General features: G+C 67.6%; 16 protein-coding genes. 8 read left to right on the forward strand and 8 right to left on the reverse strand.

What is annotated here, in order from left to right:
- Positions 1–202 precede the first annotated feature (202 nt).
- The gene (locus IFT55_RS07260) at positions 203–1,084 is read left to right on the forward strand and encodes a hypothetical protein (protein ID WP_192090509.1); all 882 of its coding nucleotides are present in this window, start codon (positions 203–205) and stop codon (positions 1,082–1,084) included.
- Here the strand turns inward: IFT55_RS07260 and IFT55_RS07265 are convergent.
- Both IFT55_RS07265 and IFT55_RS07270 read right to left on the reverse strand, forming a co-directional pair.
- Entirely contained in the window at positions 1,006–2,226 is a 1,221-nt protein-coding gene (locus tag IFT55_RS07265; protein WP_192090511.1) for a glycosyltransferase family 4 protein, read from the reverse strand. The genes IFT55_RS07260 and IFT55_RS07265 overlap by 79 nt on opposite strands.
- Positions 2,223–3,272: a glycosyltransferase family 4 protein gene (locus tag IFT55_RS07270; RefSeq protein ID WP_192090513.1), complete on the reverse strand. Its 1,050-nt coding sequence runs from the start codon at positions 3,270–3,272 to the stop codon at positions 2,223–2,225. The genes IFT55_RS07265 and IFT55_RS07270 overlap by 4 nt, the downstream gene beginning before the upstream one ends.
- A gap of 80 nt (positions 3,273–3,352) precedes the next feature.
- Here IFT55_RS07270 and IFT55_RS07275 point away from each other — a divergent pair, with 80 nt between their 5' ends.
- Complete coding sequence (locus IFT55_RS07275; protein ID WP_192090515.1) at positions 3,353–5,425, forward strand: HAD-IIB family hydrolase; 2,073 nt, start codon at positions 3,353–3,355, stop codon at positions 5,423–5,425.
- Positions 5,422–6,273: a galactosyltransferase-related protein gene (locus IFT55_RS07280; RefSeq protein WP_192090517.1), complete on the forward strand. Its 852-nt coding sequence runs from the start codon at positions 5,422–5,424 to the stop codon at positions 6,271–6,273. Before IFT55_RS07275 ends, IFT55_RS07280 begins: the two co-directional genes overlap by 4 nt.
- A 221-nt stretch (positions 6,274–6,494) precedes the next feature.
- Here IFT55_RS07280 and IFT55_RS07285 read toward each other — a convergent pair whose 3' ends face one another.
- On the reverse strand, positions 6,495–7,577 hold the full coding sequence (locus IFT55_RS07285) for a glycosyltransferase (protein WP_249403648.1): 1,083 nt from the start codon (positions 7,575–7,577) through the stop codon (positions 6,495–6,497).
- A gap of 152 nt (positions 7,578–7,729) precedes the next feature.
- On the opposite strand from IFT55_RS07285, the gene IFT55_RS07290 reads away from it, so the two are divergent.
- Positions 7,730–8,506 (forward strand): hypothetical protein, encoded by a 777-nt coding sequence (locus tag IFT55_RS07290; RefSeq protein ID WP_192090521.1) that lies wholly within the window; start codon positions 7,730–7,732, stop codon positions 8,504–8,506.
- Here IFT55_RS07290 and IFT55_RS07295 read toward each other — a convergent pair whose 3' ends face one another.
- Both IFT55_RS07295 and IFT55_RS07300 read right to left on the reverse strand, forming a co-directional pair.
- Positions 8,507–9,496, reverse strand: coding sequence for a serine hydrolase (locus IFT55_RS07295; protein ID WP_192090523.1), 990 nt, complete (start codon positions 9,494–9,496; stop codon positions 8,507–8,509).
- Complete coding sequence (locus tag IFT55_RS07300) at positions 9,493–11,013, reverse strand: permease (RefSeq protein ID WP_249403649.1); 1,521 nt, start codon at positions 11,011–11,013, stop codon at positions 9,493–9,495. Before IFT55_RS07300 ends, IFT55_RS07295 begins: the two co-directional genes overlap by 4 nt.
- 156 nt (positions 11,014–11,169) lie before the next feature.
- On the opposite strand from IFT55_RS07300, the gene IFT55_RS07305 reads away from it, so the two are divergent.
- Positions 11,170–14,178, forward strand: a complete 3,009-nt coding sequence (locus tag IFT55_RS07305) for a TonB-dependent receptor domain-containing protein (RefSeq protein ID WP_192090525.1) — start codon at positions 11,170–11,172, stop codon at positions 14,176–14,178.
- A 43-nt stretch (positions 14,179–14,221) separates the two neighbouring features.
- Positions 14,222–15,415, forward strand: coding sequence for a serine hydrolase domain-containing protein (locus IFT55_RS07310; protein WP_342029251.1), 1,194 nt, complete (start codon positions 14,222–14,224; stop codon positions 15,413–15,415).
- Between the two features lie 89 nt (positions 15,416–15,504).
- Here the strand turns inward: IFT55_RS07310 and IFT55_RS07315 are convergent, their stop codons facing one another.
- The 3 genes from IFT55_RS07315 to IFT55_RS07325 form a co-directional block, all read right to left on the reverse strand.
- Complete coding sequence (locus tag IFT55_RS07315; RefSeq protein ID WP_192090526.1) at positions 15,505–16,440, reverse strand: DUF808 domain-containing protein; 936 nt, start codon at positions 16,438–16,440, stop codon at positions 15,505–15,507.
- A gap of 82 nt (positions 16,441–16,522) precedes the next feature.
- Positions 16,523–17,560, reverse strand: a complete 1,038-nt coding sequence (locus IFT55_RS07320; protein ID WP_192090528.1) for a glycosyltransferase — start codon at positions 17,558–17,560, stop codon at positions 16,523–16,525.
- The gene (locus IFT55_RS07325) at positions 17,557–18,405 is read right to left on the reverse strand and encodes a UDP-2,3-diacylglucosamine diphosphatase (protein WP_192090770.1); all 849 of its coding nucleotides are present in this window, start codon (positions 18,403–18,405) and stop codon (positions 17,557–17,559) included. Before IFT55_RS07325 ends, IFT55_RS07320 begins: the two co-directional genes overlap by 4 nt.
- A 294-nt stretch (positions 18,406–18,699) precedes the next feature.
- Here IFT55_RS07325 and IFT55_RS07330 point away from each other — a divergent pair, with 294 nt between their 5' ends.
- Together IFT55_RS07330 and IFT55_RS07335 are read left to right on the forward strand one after the other, a co-directional pair.
- On the forward strand, positions 18,700–19,365 hold the full coding sequence (locus IFT55_RS07330; RefSeq protein WP_249403650.1) for a class I SAM-dependent methyltransferase: 666 nt from the start codon (positions 18,700–18,702) through the stop codon (positions 19,363–19,365).
- Between the two features lie 26 nt (positions 19,366–19,391).
- Positions 19,392–20,003 carry a hypothetical protein gene (locus IFT55_RS07335; RefSeq protein ID WP_192090530.1) on the forward strand — a complete coding sequence of 204 codons (612 nt, stop codon included), beginning with the start codon at positions 19,392–19,394 and terminating at the stop codon, positions 20,001–20,003.
- Positions 20,004–20,263: the final 260 nt, after the last annotated feature.

Consider the following 20,263-nt stretch of genomic DNA (forward strand, 5'->3'; position numbering starts at 1 on the left):
TCATTACCCCTTGGGAAAGCTAAGCGCTTCCTTCTTGGGACGGGGCCGTGCCCGACATTGGTGGCAGGATCGTTACGTGCGCGTTACACCGGCGTGACAGCGCGTCCCGCCATTCCGCCCGATGACGCCGTCCGTGACGAAGGTCGGCCATCGGCGGTCCGCCCCGCGCGAACCGTTGGCGGACCGATGCGTTACGACGTGAATGGACGTCATACTCGCGGGGCCGCGCTGCCCGATCTGTGGCAACGACCGCTGGCACGACCGGATCCTGCCCGAATGCACGCATTGCGGACTGGCGGTGGCCGAGCTGCGGTTCGATGCCGCGCAGGTGCGCGACGCGATCGCCGCATATCTGGCGGATGGATGCGAAGCGCCGGGCATCACGCTGTCGCCGCATGCGGCGCGCAACGCCGGATGGGCGCTGGGGCTGGTCGAGGATAGGTACGGATGGGTGCGCGCCGAACGCCGGACACATGCGGTCACGCTGGGCATCATCGCACGCGGCAGCGAGCGTGCGGCGGTGTCGGCGATGCTGGACACGGTCGGGCAGAATTTCGCGCAGGCGATCGTCCTGATCGACGGGACGCCCGGTGAGGCCGCCGCGCTGGCGCAGGCGCATTCCGGCCTGCAGGCGGTCGCGCATCCGCTGGACGGCGACTTCGCGGCACAGCGCAACCGGGTGCAGGCGATGGCGGACGGATGGGTGCTGCAACTCGATACCGACGAACGGCCGGACGCGGCGCTGCTGGCGGCGCTCGGCTGGATCACGGCGGCGGCGGATCGGGCGGGGCTGCGGTCGCTGGGGTTGCCGCGACGCAATCTGGTCGACGGCGTGGCATCGGCGCTGTGGCCCGATATCCAGTATCGGCTCAACCGGGCGGAGGTGCGCTTTGCCGGGGCGGTTCATGAACGTCCGGTGGTGCCGTTCGAGCGGACCTCGCTGGCACTGGCAGGTGCGATCGAGCACCGACTGGAGCGGGCGCGGGTGATCGAGCGGTCGCGCGTCTATGAAGCGATGTCGGCGGGGGCCGGGCGACCGGGCGACGAGGCGGCGCTGCTGCGCCCCTTCGATGCGGCACCATAGGCTACAAGCGTTTCGCTGGCGAGGCCGGCGCGGGTGAAGCGGCCGGATGCGACCCGCGCCGCCGCCGACAGCGTAGCGCACAGGGTGGCGTCCGCCAGCATCCGCGTCAGGACCGCGCCGAGCGCGGCCGGGGTGCAATGCTCCGCCAGCAATCCGGCCCCGCTGTCGCCGACGAACTGCCGCGCGCTGGGGTCTTCGGCGCACGCGGCAATGGGGCGGGCGAAGGTCATCGCTTCCTGATAGACCAGTCCGAAACTCTCGTAACGCGACGGTGCGACGACGATGTCCGTACCGGCCAGCGCCGCATACAGCGCGTCGTCCTCGACCCGGTGATGCGACGTGACCCGCCGCAGCACGGCGGCGGGCAGCCCATCCAGCTCGTGGCGATGCAGGCCGATCATGGTCAGCCGAAAATCGGGACCGGTCCCCGCATCCGCCCCCGCCGCGAGATCGGGCAGCGCGCCGAGCAGCGCGTCGGTGCCCTTGCGTGGTTCGTTGCGACCGACGAACAGCATGTGCGGCACGGCGTTGTCCGGCGGATAGGATGCCGCACGGCCGGCAGCGACCAGCGCAGGTGGCAGGCTGAGGCCGATCACCGCATGGCCGGGGCCGGGCCGTGCGGTGCCGTATAGCGCCGCGACCTTCGCGCCATGCGCATGGGTGTTCGAGATCAGCCCGGCGGAAGCGCGGGCCGACAGCGCCTCGATCAAGGTCGCGGCGCGGCGGTCGATCCGGTCGCGCAGCGTGCCGCCGGGCCGCACGCTGGCGGCGGCAGGGGTCGAGTTGCGCGTGACCAGCGGGGCGGGACCGGTCAGCGCGACCCACAGGCCGGGGGCGTACCAGTTCGTCGCCTCGATCACGTCGAACGGGCGTTCGGCATGCAGCCGACGCACCGTCCGCGCGATCATCGCCGGTCCGGCCGCATGACCGATCCCCGGCCAGCGTCGCAGCCGCGCCAGCACCCCGTCCGATGCGGCGCCGATCACCTCCACCGCGCCGTCGAACGACCGGTCGGCACGGTCCATCGTGACGACGCGGACGTCGTGCCCCGCCCCTGCCAACGCCTGCGCGATCTCACCCGCCGCACGCGACAGGCCGCTTTTCTCCGGCGGATAGGCCCAGCTGAGCAGCCCGATCCTCATCGCAGCGCGATCTGTTGCCGGTACAGCGCGACATAGTCGGCCGCCATCCGCGTCGCGGTGAACCGCGCGGCGAAGCGTTCTCGGACCCGCGCGCGGTCCAGCGTCTCGATCCGGGCGAGCGCGTCGACCGCCTCCGCCTCGCTCGCCACCACGAAACCCGTCACGCCCTGCTCGATCACGTCGCGCACGCTGCCTCGGTCCCATGCGATCACCGGCGTGCCGCAGGCCATCGCCTCGATCATCACCAGTCCGAACGGTTCGGGCCAGTCGATCGGGAACAGCAGTGCCGCCGCCTCGCCGAGCAGCGCCTGTTTCTGACGGTCGGTGACTTCGCCGACATGCACCGCATCGTCGCCGAGCAGCGGCGCGACCGCGCGGTCGAAATAGCCGGGATTGCCGACATCGATCCCGCCCGCCAGCCGGATCGGACGCGCGGCGGCACGCGCGACGCGGATCGCGACGTCGGGGCGCTTCTGATCGGTCATCCGGCCGATGAACGCGACCCCGCGCCCACCGGGACCGGCACGAAAACGATCGACGGGGATGCCGTGATGGACGATGCCGGCAAGGTTCGACGGCGGCAGGTCACGTGCCTGCGCCGCCGATATCGCCGCGACCGGCAACGTGGGAAAGCTGCGGAAGAACAATTGCCGGTCCAGTTCGTCCAGCCGCCAGTGAACCGTCGTCAGGCTGCACCCGATGCGATCGCCCAGCACGGCGGCATGCGCGAATTCGCCATGGCAGTGGACGATGTCGAATTCGTCCAGATGCTGCCGGAGCAACCCCAGTTGCGCGGCTTCCAACGCGGCGGGCACGCCCGGTGCGACGCGCCCGTGCCGTGCTTCCAGCGCCTTCAGACTGGGATGTGCGAACAGGTGCCGGGCGGTCGTGACGCTGTCGGCGGGCGCGATCAGCGTCACCTGATGCCCCATCGCCACCAGCGCCTCCGTCAGGTCGGATACCACCCGTTCAGTCCCACCGGTCCCGCCGGGCGGCACGGGATAGATGACGGGGGCGAGTTGCGCGATACGGAGGGGGAGCGTCATCGCCACCGGAACCATGCGCGACGCGAACGGTTCCGCCCCTGCGATCCCAAGATCGTGTAATCGAACGGGAAAGTTCCGTAATGTTCATCCTACACCTCGCGTTGCAGGGCTGTCTTCGTGCGCGTGAGGTCGAATATGGTGTGAACGCCGATACGGGGGGCCACATCCGCTATCTGCTGGATCTGGTCGCCGCCAGCGGCCGGCATCCGGCGATCGACCGGATCGAGATCGTTACCCGCGCCTTTCGCGGCAGCGGGCATGGTGATGCCTATGCACAGCCGATCGAAACGATCGACGCCACGACACGCATCGTCCGCCTGTCCAGCCCATCTAACGACTATCTGCCGAAGGAAGCGCTGTGGCGCGAGCATGACGGCATCGTCGACGCGCTGGTCGCGCACCTTGCGGCGCTCGACCGCCGTCCCGACCTGATCCACGCCCATTACGCCGATGCCGGCGCGATCGCCGCCGAGATCAGGGCACGGCTGGGCATCCCGTATCTGTTCACCGCGCATTCGCTGGGGCTGGTCAAACAGAAGGCGTTCGGCACCGATCGTGCGGAAACGCGCGGGCTGGATCGTCGGATCGCGATCGAGGACCGCGCCATCGCCGCCGCCGATGCGATCATCGCATCGTCGCGCGACGAGGCGGAGATCCAGTTCGCCGGCTATCCCGCCTATGATCCCGGCCGCATCCGCATCGTGCCGCCGGGCAGCGACCTGACGCTGTTCGCCGGGGACCGCACCGATCCGGCCGTGGACGCGCGCATCGATCGGTTCCTCGCCGATCCGTCGAAGCCGGTGATCCTCGCCATCGCCCGGCCGGTCAGCAAGAAGAACCTTGCGGCGCTGGTGCATGCCTATGGCCGGAGCCCCGCCCTGCGCGCCATCGCCAATCTGGTGATCGTCGCCGGGACGCGCGACGATCTGCGCACGCTGGAACCCGAACTGGCGGGCAACATGGTCGAACTGCTCGAACTGATCGATCGCTATGACCTGTACGGATCGGTCGCGCTGCCCAAGAGCCATTCGCCCGACGAAGTGCCGTCGATCTATGCCCATGCCCGCGTCCGGCGCGGCGTGTTCGTCAATCCCGCGCTGAACGAGCCGTTCGGGCTGACGCTGCTGGAGGCGGCGGCGTCTGGCCTGCCGCTGGTCGCGACCGACAGCGGCGGGCCGAACGACATCATCGAAGGATGCGGCAACGGCATCCTCGTCGACCCGCGCAGCCCGGACGCGATCGGACAGGCGGTGCTGACCATCCTGTCCGACGACGCGCTGTGGGACCGGTATTCGGCGGCGGGCGCGATGGCGGCCCGGCTGTACGACTGGGACGGACATGTCGAACGCTATGTCGAACTGGCGCAGGCGGTGATCGCCCCGCCCGCCCCCGTTCCGGTCGAACCACCGCGCCTGTTGCTGGTATCCGATATCGACAACACGCTACTGGGCGAGGCGGAAGCGGCGCAGGCGTTCAACCTGTGGCACGGCGACCAGCATGACATGGCGTTCGGCATCGCGACCGGACGCAGCCTGCACAGCGCGCTGGCGATCCTGTCGCAGAATCTGGTCGCGCCGCCTGCGGTGATGATCACGTCGGTCGGGTCGGAGATCTATCACCGTGCGCATGGCGGGGTTTACACCCGCGACGACGCATGGAGCGCGATCATCGACGCCGGATGGGACCGTGAGGCGATCGGCACGCTGCTCGACACGCTGCCCGGCCTGCGTCCGCAAAGTCCGCTGGAACAGCGTCGGCACAAACTCAGCTATTTCACCGATGGCGACAGCGATATCGCGCAACGGGTGCGCGACGCGCTCAGCACCGCCGGGCTGACCGCGTCGGTGATCCACAGCCATGGCCGCTATCTGGATATCCTGCCGTTGGCCGCATCGAAGGGGACGGCGGTCGAATATGTCCGCCAGTATTTCGAACTGCGTCGCGATCAGGTGATCGTCGCGGGCGACAGCGGCAATGACGTCGAAATGCTGCGCACCTGTGCCCATGCGATCATCGTCGGCAATTATTCGGATGGGCTGGCCCAGCGCCCCGATCTTGCCCACAGCTATGTCGCCCGGACCGGCTATGCGTTCGGCATCATGGAAGGCGTCGCGCATTTCCGCGCGCGGCCGGTACAGCGCCTGTCGGCGTGATCAGCGTCTGTACGCTGGTGCGCGGCCGGACCGCGCATCTCGCCAATCTGCTGACCGGGATCGCGGGCCAGACCGTACGACCCGACGAGGTCTTGATCGCGTATATGCAGGATGCCGCGCCCGCCGGACTGCCCGATCCGAGCGTGCCGGTGCGCGAACTGTTCGTGCCGGGTGACCCGATGCCGCTGGCGCGGGCGCGCAATGCGGCGGCGGCGGCGGCGCGCGGCGACATGCTGATCTTCCTCGATGTGGATTGCATCCCGTCGCCGACGCTGGTCGCGCGCTATGGTGCGGTGCTGGCGAAAGAGCCCGCAGTGTATCTGGGCGAAGTGCGCTATCTGCCACCGATCGACGGGCCGATCGACCCCGCGATGCTGACGGCAATCGGCGAACGGCATCCCGCCAAGCCTGCGCTGGCGGACGAGGAAATCCGTGCGGTGCCGAGCCATGGCGAATTGTGGGGGCTATCGTTCGCGCTGCCCCGCACGGCATGGGATGCGGCGGGCGGCATGGACGAGACCTATGTCGGCTATGGCGGCGAGGAAACCGATTTCGGCGCGCGACTGGCGGCGGCGGGGGTGCCGATGGCATGGGTCGGCGGCGCGGTAGCGTATCATCAGCATCACGCGGTCCATATCCCGCCGCTGCACCAGTTCGACGCGATCCTGCGCAACGCGACGCTGTTCCGCGCGCGCTGGGGGCGGTGGTGCATGGACTATTGGCTGGGGCAGTTTGCTGCGGCCGGGTTGATCGAATGGTCGGATACGGCGGAGGCAATCGCGGTGTTGCGTCGACCTTTTGCGGCGGAAGTAGCGGCGAGTTTTTGCGAGGATGCGCGGTTCAGTTAGGGGGCCGGTCTTCGGGTCGGAGATTTTCACGCGAAGGCGCGAAGGCACGGAGAAGGTGGTTCACGCGGAGGCGCGGAGGCGCGGAGGCGCGGAAAGAAGGCCGAAGCTCGGCCATAGGATAAGACCCGTTTATCCTGAGTAGCCACGGAGCTTGTCGAAGTGGCGTATCGAAGGATGCCACACATGCCTCGATACGTCATCAACGGGTGTTCGATCGAGGCTTACGCCCACAGGTCCACGGCCAGCCCTTCCAGATAGTCCGCCGCCACCTTGGCCGCGCCCGGATCGTACAGGGCGGCGAGTGCCGCCGGGTCCAACGCTTTCGCCGCGTCGAGCAGGCCGCGCCACGGGGCCAGCGAGCCGGGCCATTGATGCAGTGCGATCGCTGCGCCGACATCGGCCAGCCGGTCGGCCTTGCGCGTCTGTTCGGCGAAATAGCGCCATTCGGGGGCACAGATATACGGTCGCCCGACCCGGGCGATCTCGTGCACCGTATTGTCGCCGGCGGAGGCGATGACGACATCGGCAGCGGCGATGTGATCGGTCACGCCGTCGACCCAGCCGCGTTCGACCAGATTGCCGAAATCGGTCTCGTGCCCTTCGCGATGGACCGGTCCGACCACCAGCCACAGTGCGTCGGGCACCGCCCGCGCCGCCATGGTCAGCGGGGCATAGGGCGTCCCTGCCCCGCCGCCGCCGGTCAGCACCAGCACGACTTCCCGATCGGGATCGATGCCCAGCCGCGCGCGCGCCGCTTCGCGGGTCGGAACCGGGTCGACCGTGGTGCACAGTCCACCGGTATAACAGGTCTTCGCGCGCATCGCGGGCGGGAAGTCGTCCTGCTCGATCGCCTCGTCGAACGGTGCGAGCAACCCGACGCACGCCTGATAGGCGCCGAGATGTCCCGGATCGGTGCGATCGCCATGCATGCGGATCTTGACCGCCGGCACGCTAGCGATGCGCGACAGCAGCGCGATCTCTGCCGACACGTCGATCACGAACAGCGCGGGCGACACGTCGTCGAGATGATCGAGGATCGTGCGCATCGTCCGCCGCGTCGCATCGACGCCCAACGGCACGCAGTGCAGCACTTCGGGCGTCGGCTGGTCGAACAGCGCACGGGTCGGCACCGGTGCGCCGATCATGTTGGGCAGTGCGATCCGTTCGATCGGTAGTTCGAATCCGTCGAACAGGTCGGGGCGCGCGCACAGCACGGTGACGCGGCGTTCGGGCGGCAGTTCGCGGATGATCGCCATCGCGCGGTTGGCATGTCCGCGCCCCTGATGATGGATGAAAAAGGTCATCGGCTGTGTCGTCATACGCCCCCGCGAGTATTTTTCCGAACGTTCGCGCTGCAACGCCGCGCACCCGTTGCAGGCTCCGCCCCGACGCGGCATGACGCAATTTATTACGCTATTGCAATGATTTCCGATGATTCTAATAGGAATAGACGCCGATGCCGACGCTTGATCGCTGGACCTTGCCGCGCCCGGGCCTGACGATGCTGCGCCGGGGCAGCGAACCGGTGCGCCGCATCCAGGTCTATGGCCAGCGCTGTTCGGGCACCAACGTGCTGATCCGCGCGATCGAGGCGAATATGGGCTGCGACGCCTTTACCGAGACGTGCGGGTTCAAACACTGGTTCGTGCCCGAACAGGTGCTGTTCCCGCGCGACGTCATGGTGCTGGTGGTCGCGCGCGATCCGGTCGATTGGGTGCGCAGCCTGCACCGCCAGCCATGGCACGCGCATCCCGATCTGAAGACGCTCGGCTTTTCCGATTTCATCCGCGCGGAATGGCACAGCTATTGGGATACCGAATTCTGGGGCGTGGAGCATGATCACCCGGTGCTGGGGCGCGAGATGCTGCACGAACGCTGTCCCGCGACCGGGCGGCGGTTCGCCAACGCGCTGGCCAAGCGGACTGCAAAGCTGCGCCACTGGAGCGGGCTGCACGACCGGGCGCACCATGTCGCGCTGCTGGGGCATGATGCGTTCTGCGCTGATCCGGCCGGGGTGATCGCCGACCTGTCCGCCGCCACCGGACTGGCACATGCCCAGCCCTATGTGCCGCAGGACAGCTACAAGGGGCAGGGCCACCGCCCGTTCACGCCGACCGTCTATCCGCCGCTGTCGGCCGCCGATCTGGATCACATCCACGCATGGCTGGACCCGGAAGTGGAGGCGCGGTTCGGCTTCGCCATTCCCGAGCCGCAGGCGGTGGCGGCGGAGTAGCTATCCGCCCGCCACTGCGTCGCCCACCGCCGGGCGCAGCGCGAAGATGCCGCTGTCGCGGTGGCGGGTCGGGTGAACGCGGTTGGTCAGCAGCGTCCATGCCCGCCCGCGCGTCCAGTCGATCCACAGCCCGGTGCCGGTGAAGCCGGTATGGCCGATCGTGTCGGACGAACACGCCTGTCCCCCCGACCAGCCGGGGTGGCGCAGTTCCCAGCCGAGCGTGCGGTGTCCCGCCTGTCGCGTGCGGATGTCGCGATGCGCGTCGGGATCGTTTAGCAACCCGGCGGCGAAGTCGAGCACGCCGTCGACCGTGCCGAACAGGCCGGCATGCCCCGCCGCGCCGCCGAGTGCGAAGGCGTTCTCGTCATGCACCTCCCCGCACAGCATCCGCCCGCGCCACGTACAGGCTTCGGTGGCGACTGCTGGCCCGGCGGGGCTATAGGACAGGCCCGGCCCCAGCGGCCATGCGTCCAGCCCCTGCCCGGTGATCCGTTCGATCGCGATGCCCAGCAGGATGAAGTTGATATCCGAATAGACCGCCGGTCCTGCCGGCCATGCGCGTTGCAGCACGAACGCGCGCAGCCGGGCCGGATCGTCGCCATAGGTATAGACCGGATGAACGGCGGGCAGATGCGTGCGGTGCGACAGGCAGTCGCGAAAGGTCAGGCGTCGTTCGGGCGCGCCGTCGATGTCATACTGGCGCAGGTCGGGGATGGCGCTGGCCAGCGGCGCGTCGAGGTCGATCCGCCCCGCGCGGGCCAGCGTCAGGATCATCGTCGTGGTCGCCACGACCTTCGATACCGACGCGAGATCGAACCAATGGTCGCGTGTCAGCGGATCGGGCGCGGGAAACAGCGCGGCGTGGCCCGTGAGGCGCACCGCGCGGCGACCGGCGGCGTCCACCACGCCCAGCGCCGCGCACGGGATCGCGCCGCTTTCGACGGCGGCGGCGGCAGGCGCGAAGCCGGCATCGGCGATGCGGTCGATCACGCGTCATCCTTCGCACGGATACGGCCCAGCACCGGCACGAACGCCAGCGCGGCCAGACTCACCACCCCCGACAGCAAGAAAAACCCGTCATAGCCGATCGCAAGCACCATCCCCCCACCCGCCCCCGCCAGCAACCGCGGCAACAGGAACGCGAAGCCCGACAGGAACGCATATTGCGCCCCCGGGAAGCGCGGATTGACCAGCATCGACAGGTAAACGACGAACACCGCCCCGGCCATGCCGTTGCCGAACTGGTCGGCACCGGTGGCGAGATACAGCCACAATTCGGTCGCTGGCTGATGCGCAAGCCAGACGAAGCCGAAATTGCCGAACGCCGCGAAGACTGCGCCGACGACCAGCGTCCACGCCTGTGGCCAGCGCGTGACCATCCATCCGCCGGTCGTCACCCCTACGATGCCCGCCCCCAGCGCGATATAGCTGTCCGCCAGTCCGATCTGCGTCAGGCTGTACCCCAGCCCCCGGATCATCGGCTTGCTGAGGTTGAGCGCCAGCACGTCGCCCATGCGATAGAGCGATACGAACGCGAGCAGCACGATCGCGCCGCGATCATAGCGCCAGAAAAAGTCGACATACGGCCCGATCGCCGCCGATGCGCGCAACCGCGAAGTGGGCGGCGCGCGGCGAATACGCGGCAGTGCCAGCGCCATCGCGACGAAGGGCAGCATGCACAACCCTAGGACATAGGGAGTGACGTTGGTGCCGCCATCGATCCCGGCCCATGCCCCTGCCGAAAGAAGCGCATAGCCGAGAGCCGCAACGATCAGGGCAAACAGCCCGAGGATGACGACACTGGCCGCCGCCCCGGTCAGCAACGCGACGGCGCGCCCACCGCCATGCGCGCCATCCGCGCGCGTCGCCGCGATCAGGGGAAACGGCACGAACGCCGCCGCCGCGATCGCCAGATAGGCCCCGCTCCACCCGCCCATATCGGCGAGGATCAGCGCGCCGCTGCCCGCCGCGACCATCGCCGAGCGATAGCCCCATTGGTTCGCGGCCGCGATCGGCCCCTGCGTTTCGGGGGTCGGCCCCAACTCGATCCGCCACGCATCCGCCGCGACCTCCAACGTGGTGGTCCAGAACGCGAGCAGTACCGCGAACCACGCCGTCACCCACAAATCGCCGTCCGACGCGGTCAGCGCCATCGCCACCATCGAACCGAAGATACCGAGCTGTGACAGTAGCATCCACCCGCGCCGCTTGCCCCAATACCGGCCGAACCCCGGCACGTCGTAGCGGTCGACCAGCGGTGCCCACAGGAACTTGGCGGTCGGCAGCAACTGGACCCATGCGAAGAACCCGATCACGACCAGCGCGACGCCATGCGCCTGCAACCGCAGCGCCAGCACGGTCGAGAACATGTAGAAAGGCAGTCCCGCCGCGAAGCCCAATATCCCGAACATCGGCAGCAGCCGGCGATCGAACGCCGGCCCGGCCAGCGGCGGCACAGCGGACGACGGCACGGCGGCGATAGTGAGATCGGCGGTGCGTGCGGTCATCCTGATCCTTCGTCGGGCGACGCCTCGGTGTCACCATCGCGCTACGGTCGGGCGAAATGTTGCGACGCGCAAGATACCCCCTTTCACTGCATGACAAATTTGTTGCTTATGGTCGTCGACATGGCCGGGAACGGCCGGCGACAAGGGGGCAACATCATGCGCGGTACGTACAGGACGATTCTACTCGGCGGATCGATGCTCGCGACGCTGGTCGCGGCCGGCACCGCCAACGCGCAGACCCAGCCGCCCGAAGGCGTGACGACGCAGGAAGCGGCCACCCCGACCGGCGTCGCCGTACAGCCCGGGCCGGTCGCCAATACCGACGAAGGCGAGATACTGGTCACCGGATCGCGCATCAAACGCGATCCGAACGACAGTTCGCTGCCGCTTCAGATCATCAGCAATGCCGAGATCGAGCGCAACGCCATCGCCAGCCCCGAACAGCTCATCGGACTGTTGACTACCAACGGATCGGGCGCGGACAATCTGGCGTCAAATTCCGACGTCACGTCGGGTGCGCAGCGCGGCACCAACGGGCTGTCGGCGGCGAACCTGCGCGGACAGGGTTCGGCATCGACGCTGGTGCTGCTCAACGGACGGCGCGTCGCGGCGCACGGATTGTCGGGATCGGCAGTCGACGTGAACCAGATCCCGTTCGCGGCGATCGAGCGGGTCGAAGTGCTGAAGGACGGCGCGTCGGCGATCTATGGCACCGATGCGATCGGCGGCGTCATCAACTTCATCACCCGCACCGATTATCAGGGCGTAGGTGCGACCGGTGCGACCGACGTCACCGAACAGGGCGACGGCAACATCTATCGAGTGTCGGGAATCGCCGGCTATGGCGATCTGGACCGCGACGGGTTCAACGTGATGGGCGCGGTCGCCTATCGCTGGAACCAGGCGCTGCGCGGATCGGACCGTGACTTCGTCAACGGCAACCAGCCGGAGCGCGGACTGTCGGTCGACACGCGCGGCACGCCGATTGCCACCGCCTTTCCGCTGAACCTGTCGACGCGATATTTTCCGACCGGAACCCTGCTGGGCGGGACCGTTGCGGCGCAGGCGCTGGCGGGGCTGGTCATTCCCGGCACGACAGTAGCGGCGGCCGGCGGCATCAATCCGCTCGACCTTCCCGGCGGGGCGGGGTGTGAATCGATGGACGGCGGCATGGCGTATGACGACGCGCTGTGGAACAACACGTCGGCCCGCTATGCCTGCGCATGGGATACCGGCCGCGCGGCGGTCATCCAGCAGCCGATCCAGACGCTGACCTATTATGCCCGCGCCGTCGCGCGCGTGGCGGAGGATCATCGCATTTCGCTGGAAGTCACCGGATCGGACGCGAGTTCGGCCAAAAGCTTTTCGAACGCGCAGGTTTCGAGCAACACGACCAATTTCCAGGTCGCCTATCCGCTCAACCCGCTGACCGCACCGACGTACAACGCGGTGTATAACGCCATCCTTGGCACCTTCCCGGCGGTCGCGGCCAATTACGGCAAGCCGATCGCGTTCCGGTGGCGCTGCATCGCGTGCGGCGAGCGCGAATATACCACCGATACCAAGACCATCCGCGTCACCCTCGCCGCCGAAGGGCCGTTGTGGGAAGGATGGGATTATCAGGCGGGCGGCTCCTATGCGAAAAGCGAGTCTTCGTCGCAGCTCGGCAGCGGCTATTTCTATCGCGGCACGTTGGCCAGCGGAGCCTATGACCCCGCCGCCCCGACCGCGCCGGGTGCCACCGGCGCGGGGCTGGCCGGCCTGCTCAACAGCGGCATCCTGAACCCGTTCAGCGTCAACCAGTCCGAAGCGGCGCTGGCCGGGCTAGACGCCGTGTCGGCAGAAGGCGCGACGCTGTATGGCGGTCAATATGAGGTCAAGCAGATCGATTACTCGATCTCCGGCCCGCTGTTCCGCCTGCCCGGCGGCAAGGTACAGGTCGCGGCGGGCATCGATTATCGCAGCGAAACCTACAGCTTCAACGGATCGGATGCGGCGGCGGCGGCCGCGCCGGTGATCTTCCTCGCGGCGTTCGACAACGTCAACGCGCTGCGCAAGAAGAACCGCGAAGTGAAGGCGGCCTATGCCGAATTGCTCGTGCCGCTGTTCGAAGGGTTCGAGGTCACCGGCGCGGTGCGGATCGACGATTACAGCGGTTTCGGCAGTTCGACCAATCCAAAGGTGTCGGTGAAATATCGTCCGTGGGAACCACTGATGTTCCGGGGATCGTTCAACACCGGATTTCGCGTACCGACGTTCAACCAGATCTTCAACGGACTGACCGAGTCGCCCTATGCCGGGCGCGATCTGGCCGATCCGGTGCGTTGCCCGGGCGGCATTCCCAACACCACCAACCCCGCCTGCGCGGCGATCCAGCCGACGATCGTCACCGGCGGCAACCCCGGTCTAGGGCCGGAAACCGCCAAGCAGTTCAGCGCGGGCGTGGTGTTCCAACCGGCGCGGATGTTCAGCCTGTCGGTCGATTTCTGGGCGATCAATGTCGACGATACGATCCAGTTGCTGACCGAACGCGAGCTGATCGACAATGCCGGGCTGTTCTCGGACCGGTTCATACCCAACCCCGCGACCGGCGAGATCGCGTTCATCGACCGGACGTGGATCAATGCCGGCGCGCGGCGGACGCAGGGGCTGGAAATCGCCGGACGCGGTGGCTTCGATGCGCTGGGCGGCAGCTTCCTTGCCGGGATCGACGGCACCTATCTGCTCAAGAAGCGCGAAAAGCTTACCCCTGCATCGGACTATGGTCCCAGCCTGATCGGGGTGTTCACCTTTGCCGGCGACCTCGGCCTCAAGTGGAAGCACAACGCGTTCGTCAGCTATTCGACCGACGCTATTTCGGTATCGCTGACGCAATTGTACCGCGACGGATATCGCAACCAGGCGCTGCCCGGCATCCTTGCCGGCACCGTCGTGCGCGAAGGCTTCAACGAATATGTGAAGGAATATGTGACCTACAACCTTGCGGTCAGCTTCCTCGACATGGGCGGGGCGCGGCTGACGCTGGGGGTCAAGAACCTGTTCGATCAGGACCCGCCGTTCGCGATCACCTATGATTCCAACACCGGTGCCGGCGGGTCGTGGGAACCGCGCGTCGCCGATCCGCGCGGGCGGGCGTTCACGGTGCAGGCGGACGTGAAGTTCTAGGCGGCGTGAGAATGCCCTTGTCCTTCCGCCGTGGCGCGGCGCGGTGGAACGGCGAGAGTATGTCGTGCTGACCGCCGCGTTGATCGTCGCTGCGGTCCAGCCCGGCCCGGTGGCGGAGGTGCGGATCGCGTTCGACCGGCAGGGCGAGACGCGGGTGCAGGCGGACGGTCTGGCGGATATCGCCGCCGGACGTCCGGTCACGGCCGACGATCCGGTGCGCGTCGCCTCGATCTCGAAGCTCGTCGTGGCGATCGCGGTGCTGCGGCTGGTCGATGACGGCGTGCTCGACCTCGACGCCGACGTATCGGACCGGCTCGGCTGGCGGCTGCGGCACCCCGGCTTTCCCGACGTGCCGGTCACGCTGCGGCTGTTGCTGTCGCATCGTGCCGGGGTGACCGACGGCGTCGACTATGTCCTGCCGCTCGACGCGTCGCTACGCAAGGCGATCGCCGACCCGAAGGCGTGGGACGCGGCGCATCCGCCGGGGCGGTATTTCCGCTATGCCAATCTCAACTTTCCGGTCGTCGCCAGCGTGATCGAGCGCGCGACCGGCGAACGGTTCGACCACGCGATGCAGCGGCTGGTGTTCGCCCCGCTGGGTATCGACGCCTGTTACAACTGGGCGGGTTGTTCGCCCGCCTTCGCCGCGCGGGCGGTGGTCCAGTATCGCGACCGAATCGCGACGAAGGACGATCATCGCGGCGGCGCCCCGCCCTGCCCGGTCGAACCCGCGCGAGACGGCAGTTGCGACCTGTCGACATGGCGCGCCGGTGCGAACGGCGCGATCTTTTCGCCGCAGGGGGGCCTGCGCATCTCGGCACGCGGGCTGGCGCGGATCGGGCGGTTGCTGCTGGGGCGTGGACAGGTCGACGGGGTGCGGCTGTTGTCGCGCCGATCGGCGGCGATGCTCGAACGGCCACTCTGGACGTTCGATGGCAGTAACGGCGATACCGGCAGCGACCCGACGACGGGCACGGCCCAGGCCGGGTTCCTGTGCCGCTACGGCCTTGCCGTCACCTTCCTCGCGACGCCGGGCAACGGGTGCCGCGACGACCCGTTCGGCGACGGGCGGCGGCGGTTCGGTCATGCCGGCGACGCCTATGGCTTGCGATCGGGGCTGTGGATCGACCGCGCGGCGAGCACCGGCGTCGCCTATTTCGCGACCGACGTTGCGGTCGCGCCGTCGCCGCGCTCCGCCTTCACGCCGACCGAGGAACGGCTGGCGCGCGGGGAATAGCTGGGCCGGTACCGGACCAGGTCGAACCGCCGTCATCGCCCTGCCGACGACCGCTGCGCAGCCGTGATCCAACCCTGTCGGGTAACGCTCTAGGCGTGCTTCTTCGTCGGGATGAAGTGCAGGATACCGACGATGATGCCGCCGACGATCAGCCCGATGACCGCCGATCCCGCCGCCGTCACGATCCATTCGGCGATCCCCTTGACCGCGGGCAGCGCCGCGCCGGCATGGTGCGCGGCGTCGTGGACCAGATGCGGCACGGCGGTGAAGCCGAATTCCTCCATGCCGTGCAGGATGATACCGCCGCCGACCCAGATCATCGCCGCCGTGCCGATCAGCGCCAGCGCCTTCAGCAGCACCGGCATCGCCTTGACCAGTCCGCGGCCGACCGCCTGTGCGATGGTGCTGGCGCGACGGCTTAGCGCGAGGCCGATATCGTCCATCTTCACGATCAGCGCGACGACGCCGTACACGCCGACGGTGATCGCGATGCCGACCGCCGCCAGCACCACCGCCTGCATCCCGATCGACATTTCGGGCAGTTCGGCCAGCGCGATCGCCATGATCTCACCCGACAGGATCAGGTCGGTGCGGACCGCGCCGCTGACCTGACGCGCTTCCAGTTCGGTCGGGTCGGTGATCGTCGCGGCATCGTCGGCATGGTGGTCGCCGGTCAGCGAACCGACGATCTTGTGCATCGCCTCATAGCACAGGAACGCGCCGCCGAGCATCAGGATCGGGGTGATCGCCCAAGGCGCGAAGGCACTGAGCAACAATGCGGCGGGCAGCAGGATCAGCAGCTTGTTCTTGAGCGATCCCAGCGCGATCTTGCCGATGATCGGCAGTTCGCGCGCGGGCGACAGGCCGACGACATAGCGCGGCGTCACCGCGGCATCGTCGATCACCACGCCCGCCGCCTTCGCCCCCGCGCGCCCGGCGGCGGCGGTCACATCGTCGAGCGACGCCGCCGCCAGCTTCGCGATCGCCGCGATGTCGTCGAGCAGTGCCACCAATCCACCGGCCATCGCCAATTCCCCCTGTCAGTCGCAGCGGGTCGTAGCGGGCGCGATGCTGCAACGCCATGAAAAGCGTGCGGCATAACGGCGTTCAGTGGCGCGCGACCCCCGCGTCGACGAGGTTGCGAACGAACTGGTCGGTGCAGCGCGACCAGCAATAGCTGGCCCCGGCGCGTGCGCAGGCGTCGCGACCGACCGTCAGCGCCGATGCGACCGCGCGGCCCAGATCGTCGTCGAGCGCGCCGATCCGTTCGCTGCCGCCACCCAGACCATCGAGGCCGACGATGTCGAGCGGCCCCGGCACGGGATATCCCGCGACCGGCGTGCCGCACGCCAGCGCCTCGATCATCACCAGCCCGAACGTGTCGGTCCGGCTGGGAAAGACCAGCACGTCGGCGGCGCGGTAGGCCGCAGCGAGCGCCGCACCCTGTTTCAGCCCGACGAAACGCGCCAGCGGATAGCGCCGCTCCAGATCGGCGCGCGCCGGGCCGTCGCCGACCAGCAGCTTGGTGCCCGGCACGTCGAGCGCGAGGAACGCTTCGATGTTCTTCTCGATCGCGATCCGGCCGACATGGAGCAGGATCGGGCGCGGCAGCGTGGCGAGATCGAGTTGCGCACCGTCGGGCTTGAACAGCGACAGGTCGACGCCGCGCGACCAGCGCCGGGTGCCGGCAACGCCGTGATCGCCCAGCGTCCGCGCCACGCGTTCGGTCGCGGTCATCACGCCGCTGGCCCGGCGGTGGAACCGGCGCAGGAACGGCCAGAACAATGCGGCGGGCAGATGCGTGCGCAGCGCGAGATATTCGGCGAAATTGGTATGGAACGACGTGGTGAAGCGCGCGCCGTGCGTCACGCACCAGCGCCGGGCCGCCCAGCCGAGCGGCCCTTCGGTCGCGATGTGGATCGCGTTCGGGGCGAACGCCTCGATCCGCCGCGCCATTTCGGAGCCGCAGCCGAGCGCGAGGCGGATTTCGGGATAGCCGGGGCAGGCACGGGTGGCGAAGGCGTCGGGCGTGATCGCCTCTACCACATGGCCGCGATGCTGGAGGCGCGCGATCGTCGTCTGCAACGTGCGGACGACGCCGTTGACCTGCGGACTCCACGCATCGCTGACGATCGCGATCCTCACGCGGCGACGACGCCCTGCCGGTCGGCGGACGACTTGCCCCAGGTTTCGGCGCGCCAGTCGATCAACGACATGACGCCGGCATGGTCCTCGACCAGCGCGGTGCAGCTTTCGACCCAGTCGCCATCGTTATAGTACATGATGTCGCCGATCCGGCGGATCTCGGCGGTGTGGATGTGGCCGCACACCACGCCGTCGACGCCATGTTCAGCGGCGGCATGCGCCACCGTTTCCTCGAACCGGCCGATGAAGTTGACCGCGTTCTTGACGCGATGCTTGGCATAGGCCGACAGCGACCAATAGGGCAGACCCAGCTTGCGCCGTGCGAAGTTCCACACGCTGTTCGCCTTGAGCAGCGCGGTGTAGGCATAATCGCCGAGGAAGGCGAGCCATTTGGCGTACAGCACCACGCCGTCGAACTTGTCGCCGTGCAACACCAGCAGCCGGCGGCCGTCGGCGGTTTCGTGGATATCTTCTTCCAGCATCTCGACGCCGCCGAATTCGAGACCGACATAGTCGCGAAACGCTTCGTCGTGATTGCCCGGGATATAGACGACGCGGGTGCCGCGCCGCGCGAATTTCAGGATCGATCGGATGACGTCGTTATGGCTGGACGGCCAGTACCATCCCTTGCGGATCTGCCACCCGTCGACGATGTCGCCGACCAGATACAGCGTTTCGCATTCGATCGCGTGGAGGAAGTCGACCAGCTGCGTCGCGCTGCATCCCGGCGTACCGAGATGGACGTCGGAGATGAAGACGGTGCGATACGACCGGCGCGGGCCATCCGCCTGATAGGATTGGGGATCGTTGATCCAGTCCGGCACCTTGCGCGCCAGCGATTTCATCATCGACTGCCGCGAACTGTCGTTGTGCGAACGTTCGGGCAGACGGGATATATCGGTCGTCGTCATCGTTATCCTCCCGGCGGAGCGGACCGGACATTTGTCCATGCGATGATCCGGCGTGTAGCGTGCGGACGCGACAATTGTGTTTCTTCTTGATGACGCGGTGTCTCATCAAACTGAAACCTTCGCGTCTTCGTATCGCCATCGGCTTGTCATCGAAACCCGTCACCCTTGTCCACCGGGCCGTTTGGCGCAGACTGGGGACAGGTCGAGTTGTCGCAGGATATGAACCGCATGGGCGTGGCAAGCGCCTATGACCGTTGGGCACCGGTGTACGACCTGGTGTTCGGCCCCGTATTTCGCCGGGGTCGCCGTGCCGCGATCGACGCGGCGGAGGAAGTCGGTGGGCGGATACTGGAGGTAGGCGTCGGCACCGGCATCAGCCTGCCGCAATACAGCGCCGACAGCCGGATCACCGGCATCGATATCGCCGACCAGATGCTGGACAAGGCGCGCGACCGGGTGAAACGGCTGAAGCTGACCCAGGTCGAGCGGATCGCGATCGGCGATGCCGAGGCGCTGGATTTCGCGGATGGGTCGTTCGATGTGGTCGTCGCGCAATATGTCGTGTCGGCGGTCCCCCATCCCGACCGCGCGCTGAGCGAATTCCTGCGCGTGGTGCGGCCCGGCGGGCTGATCGTCATCACCACCCGGCTGGGCGCGGAAGCGGGCATGCGCGCGAAGATCGAACGCGCGCTGATGCCGGTCACCAGCCGGCTGGGCTGGCGCACCGATTTCCCATGGTCGGTCTATGGCGACTGGGCCGACCGCCACCCGACCGCGCAGCTGGTCGAACGCCGGCCTTTGCCCCCGCTCGGCCATTTCTCGCTGGTCTGTTTCCGCCGCGTTCCGGCGGGACAGGACAATCACCCGACGCTCGCGCACGCCGCAAGCGCTTGATCTTACCCCGAAAAGGTGGACGACCCATGCCCGGTTTCAAGGAAGCGTTGAAAGAACAGCGGTGGGACGACCATCGATATTACCACCACAGCATCATCAACCAGTCGCTGCACTTCATCAGCGCGACGACGTTCCTGATCGCCTATGTCGTGGTGTGGATCGACCCGGCGGTCGCCAGCCTGCTCGGCTGGCTGGTCGCAATGACCGCGCGGCAATCGGGACATTTCTTTTTCGAACCCAAGACGTACGACCACGTCAACCAGGCGACGCACGAACATAAGGAAGAGATCAAGGTCGGGTACAACCTGTTCCGCAAGGTCATCTTCATGGGCATCTGGGCGGCATGCCCGATCCCGCTGCTGATCGATCCCACGCTGTTCGGCATCTTCGAACCGCATGTCGGCTTCCTCGGGTTCCTGCGCCATGTCGCGCTGATCTGGCTGGCGCTGGCGGTCGGCGGACTGCTGTTCCGCGTGCTGCAACTGTTCGTACAGCGCGACGTGCAGACCGGCATCGTGTGGGCGGCCAAGATCGTGACCGATCCGTTCAACGATTTCGTGCTGTACCGCAAGGCACCGGTCCAGTTGCTGAAAGGCGCGCGGATCGACACCGAATTGCAGGACGCCGCGCGGCACTGACCGGCCAAAGGTCACGAAAGTCACACTCGTGCGGTTTTGGCAAAGGGGGTGCATCCGGCACGACCGCTCATCCCGAGTAGCCGTTGCGCGAAGCCGAAACGGCGTATCGAAGGACCGTCACGGATGCTTCGATACGGGACTTCGGCTTCGCTCAGCCCCCTATTCGGCACGAGCGGATGTGGCGGGTGCTACCGCGTTCCGGTTCGGCAGGGTCCGTGGCGAGCCGGCCCGCCCCCCCGACCGCCAATCCTGTCGACGAT

The organism is Sphingomonas sp. CFBP 13720, assembly GCF_014842075.1.
Taxonomy (GTDB): domain Bacteria; phylum Pseudomonadota; class Alphaproteobacteria; order Sphingomonadales; family Sphingomonadaceae; genus Sphingomonas.

What these genes read in the sequence shown, in the direction of transcription:
- IFT55_RS07260 (WP_192090509.1), top strand. Translation starts at nt 203, where the DNA reads ATGGACGTCATACTCGCGGGGCCGCGCTGCCCGATCTGTGGCAACGAC.
- IFT55_RS07300 (WP_249403649.1), bottom strand. Translation starts at nt 11,013, where the DNA reads ATGACCGCACGCACCGCCGATCTCACTATCGCCGCCGTGCCGTCGTCC.
- IFT55_RS07285 (WP_249403648.1), bottom strand. Translation starts at nt 7,577, where the DNA reads ATGACCTTTTTCATCCATCATCAGGGGCGCGGACATGCCAACCGCGCG.
- IFT55_RS07275 (WP_192090515.1), top strand. Translation starts at nt 3,353, where the DNA reads ATGTTCATCCTACACCTCGCGTTGCAGGGCTGTCTTCGTGCGCGTGAG.
- IFT55_RS07265 (WP_192090511.1), bottom strand. Translation starts at nt 2,226, where the DNA reads ATGAGGATCGGGCTGCTCAGCTGGGCCTATCCGCCGGAGAAAAGCGGC.
- IFT55_RS07325 (WP_192090770.1), bottom strand. Translation starts at nt 18,405, where the DNA reads ATGAAATCGCTGGCGCGCAAGGTGCCGGACTGGATCAACGATCCCCAA.
- IFT55_RS07305 (WP_192090525.1), top strand. Translation starts at nt 11,170, where the DNA reads ATGCGCGGTACGTACAGGACGATTCTACTCGGCGGATCGATGCTCGCG.
- IFT55_RS07315 (WP_192090526.1), bottom strand. Translation starts at nt 16,440, where the DNA reads ATGGCCGGTGGATTGGTGGCACTGCTCGACGACATCGCGGCGATCGCG.
- IFT55_RS07290 (WP_192090521.1), top strand. Translation starts at nt 7,730, where the DNA reads ATGCCGACGCTTGATCGCTGGACCTTGCCGCGCCCGGGCCTGACGATG.
- IFT55_RS07330 (WP_249403650.1), top strand. Translation starts at nt 18,700, where the DNA reads ATGGGCGTGGCAAGCGCCTATGACCGTTGGGCACCGGTGTACGACCTG.
- IFT55_RS07335 (WP_192090530.1), top strand. Translation starts at nt 19,392, where the DNA reads ATGCCCGGTTTCAAGGAAGCGTTGAAAGAACAGCGGTGGGACGACCAT.
- IFT55_RS07270 (WP_192090513.1), bottom strand. Translation starts at nt 3,272, where the DNA reads ATGACGCTCCCCCTCCGTATCGCGCAACTCGCCCCCGTCATCTATCCC.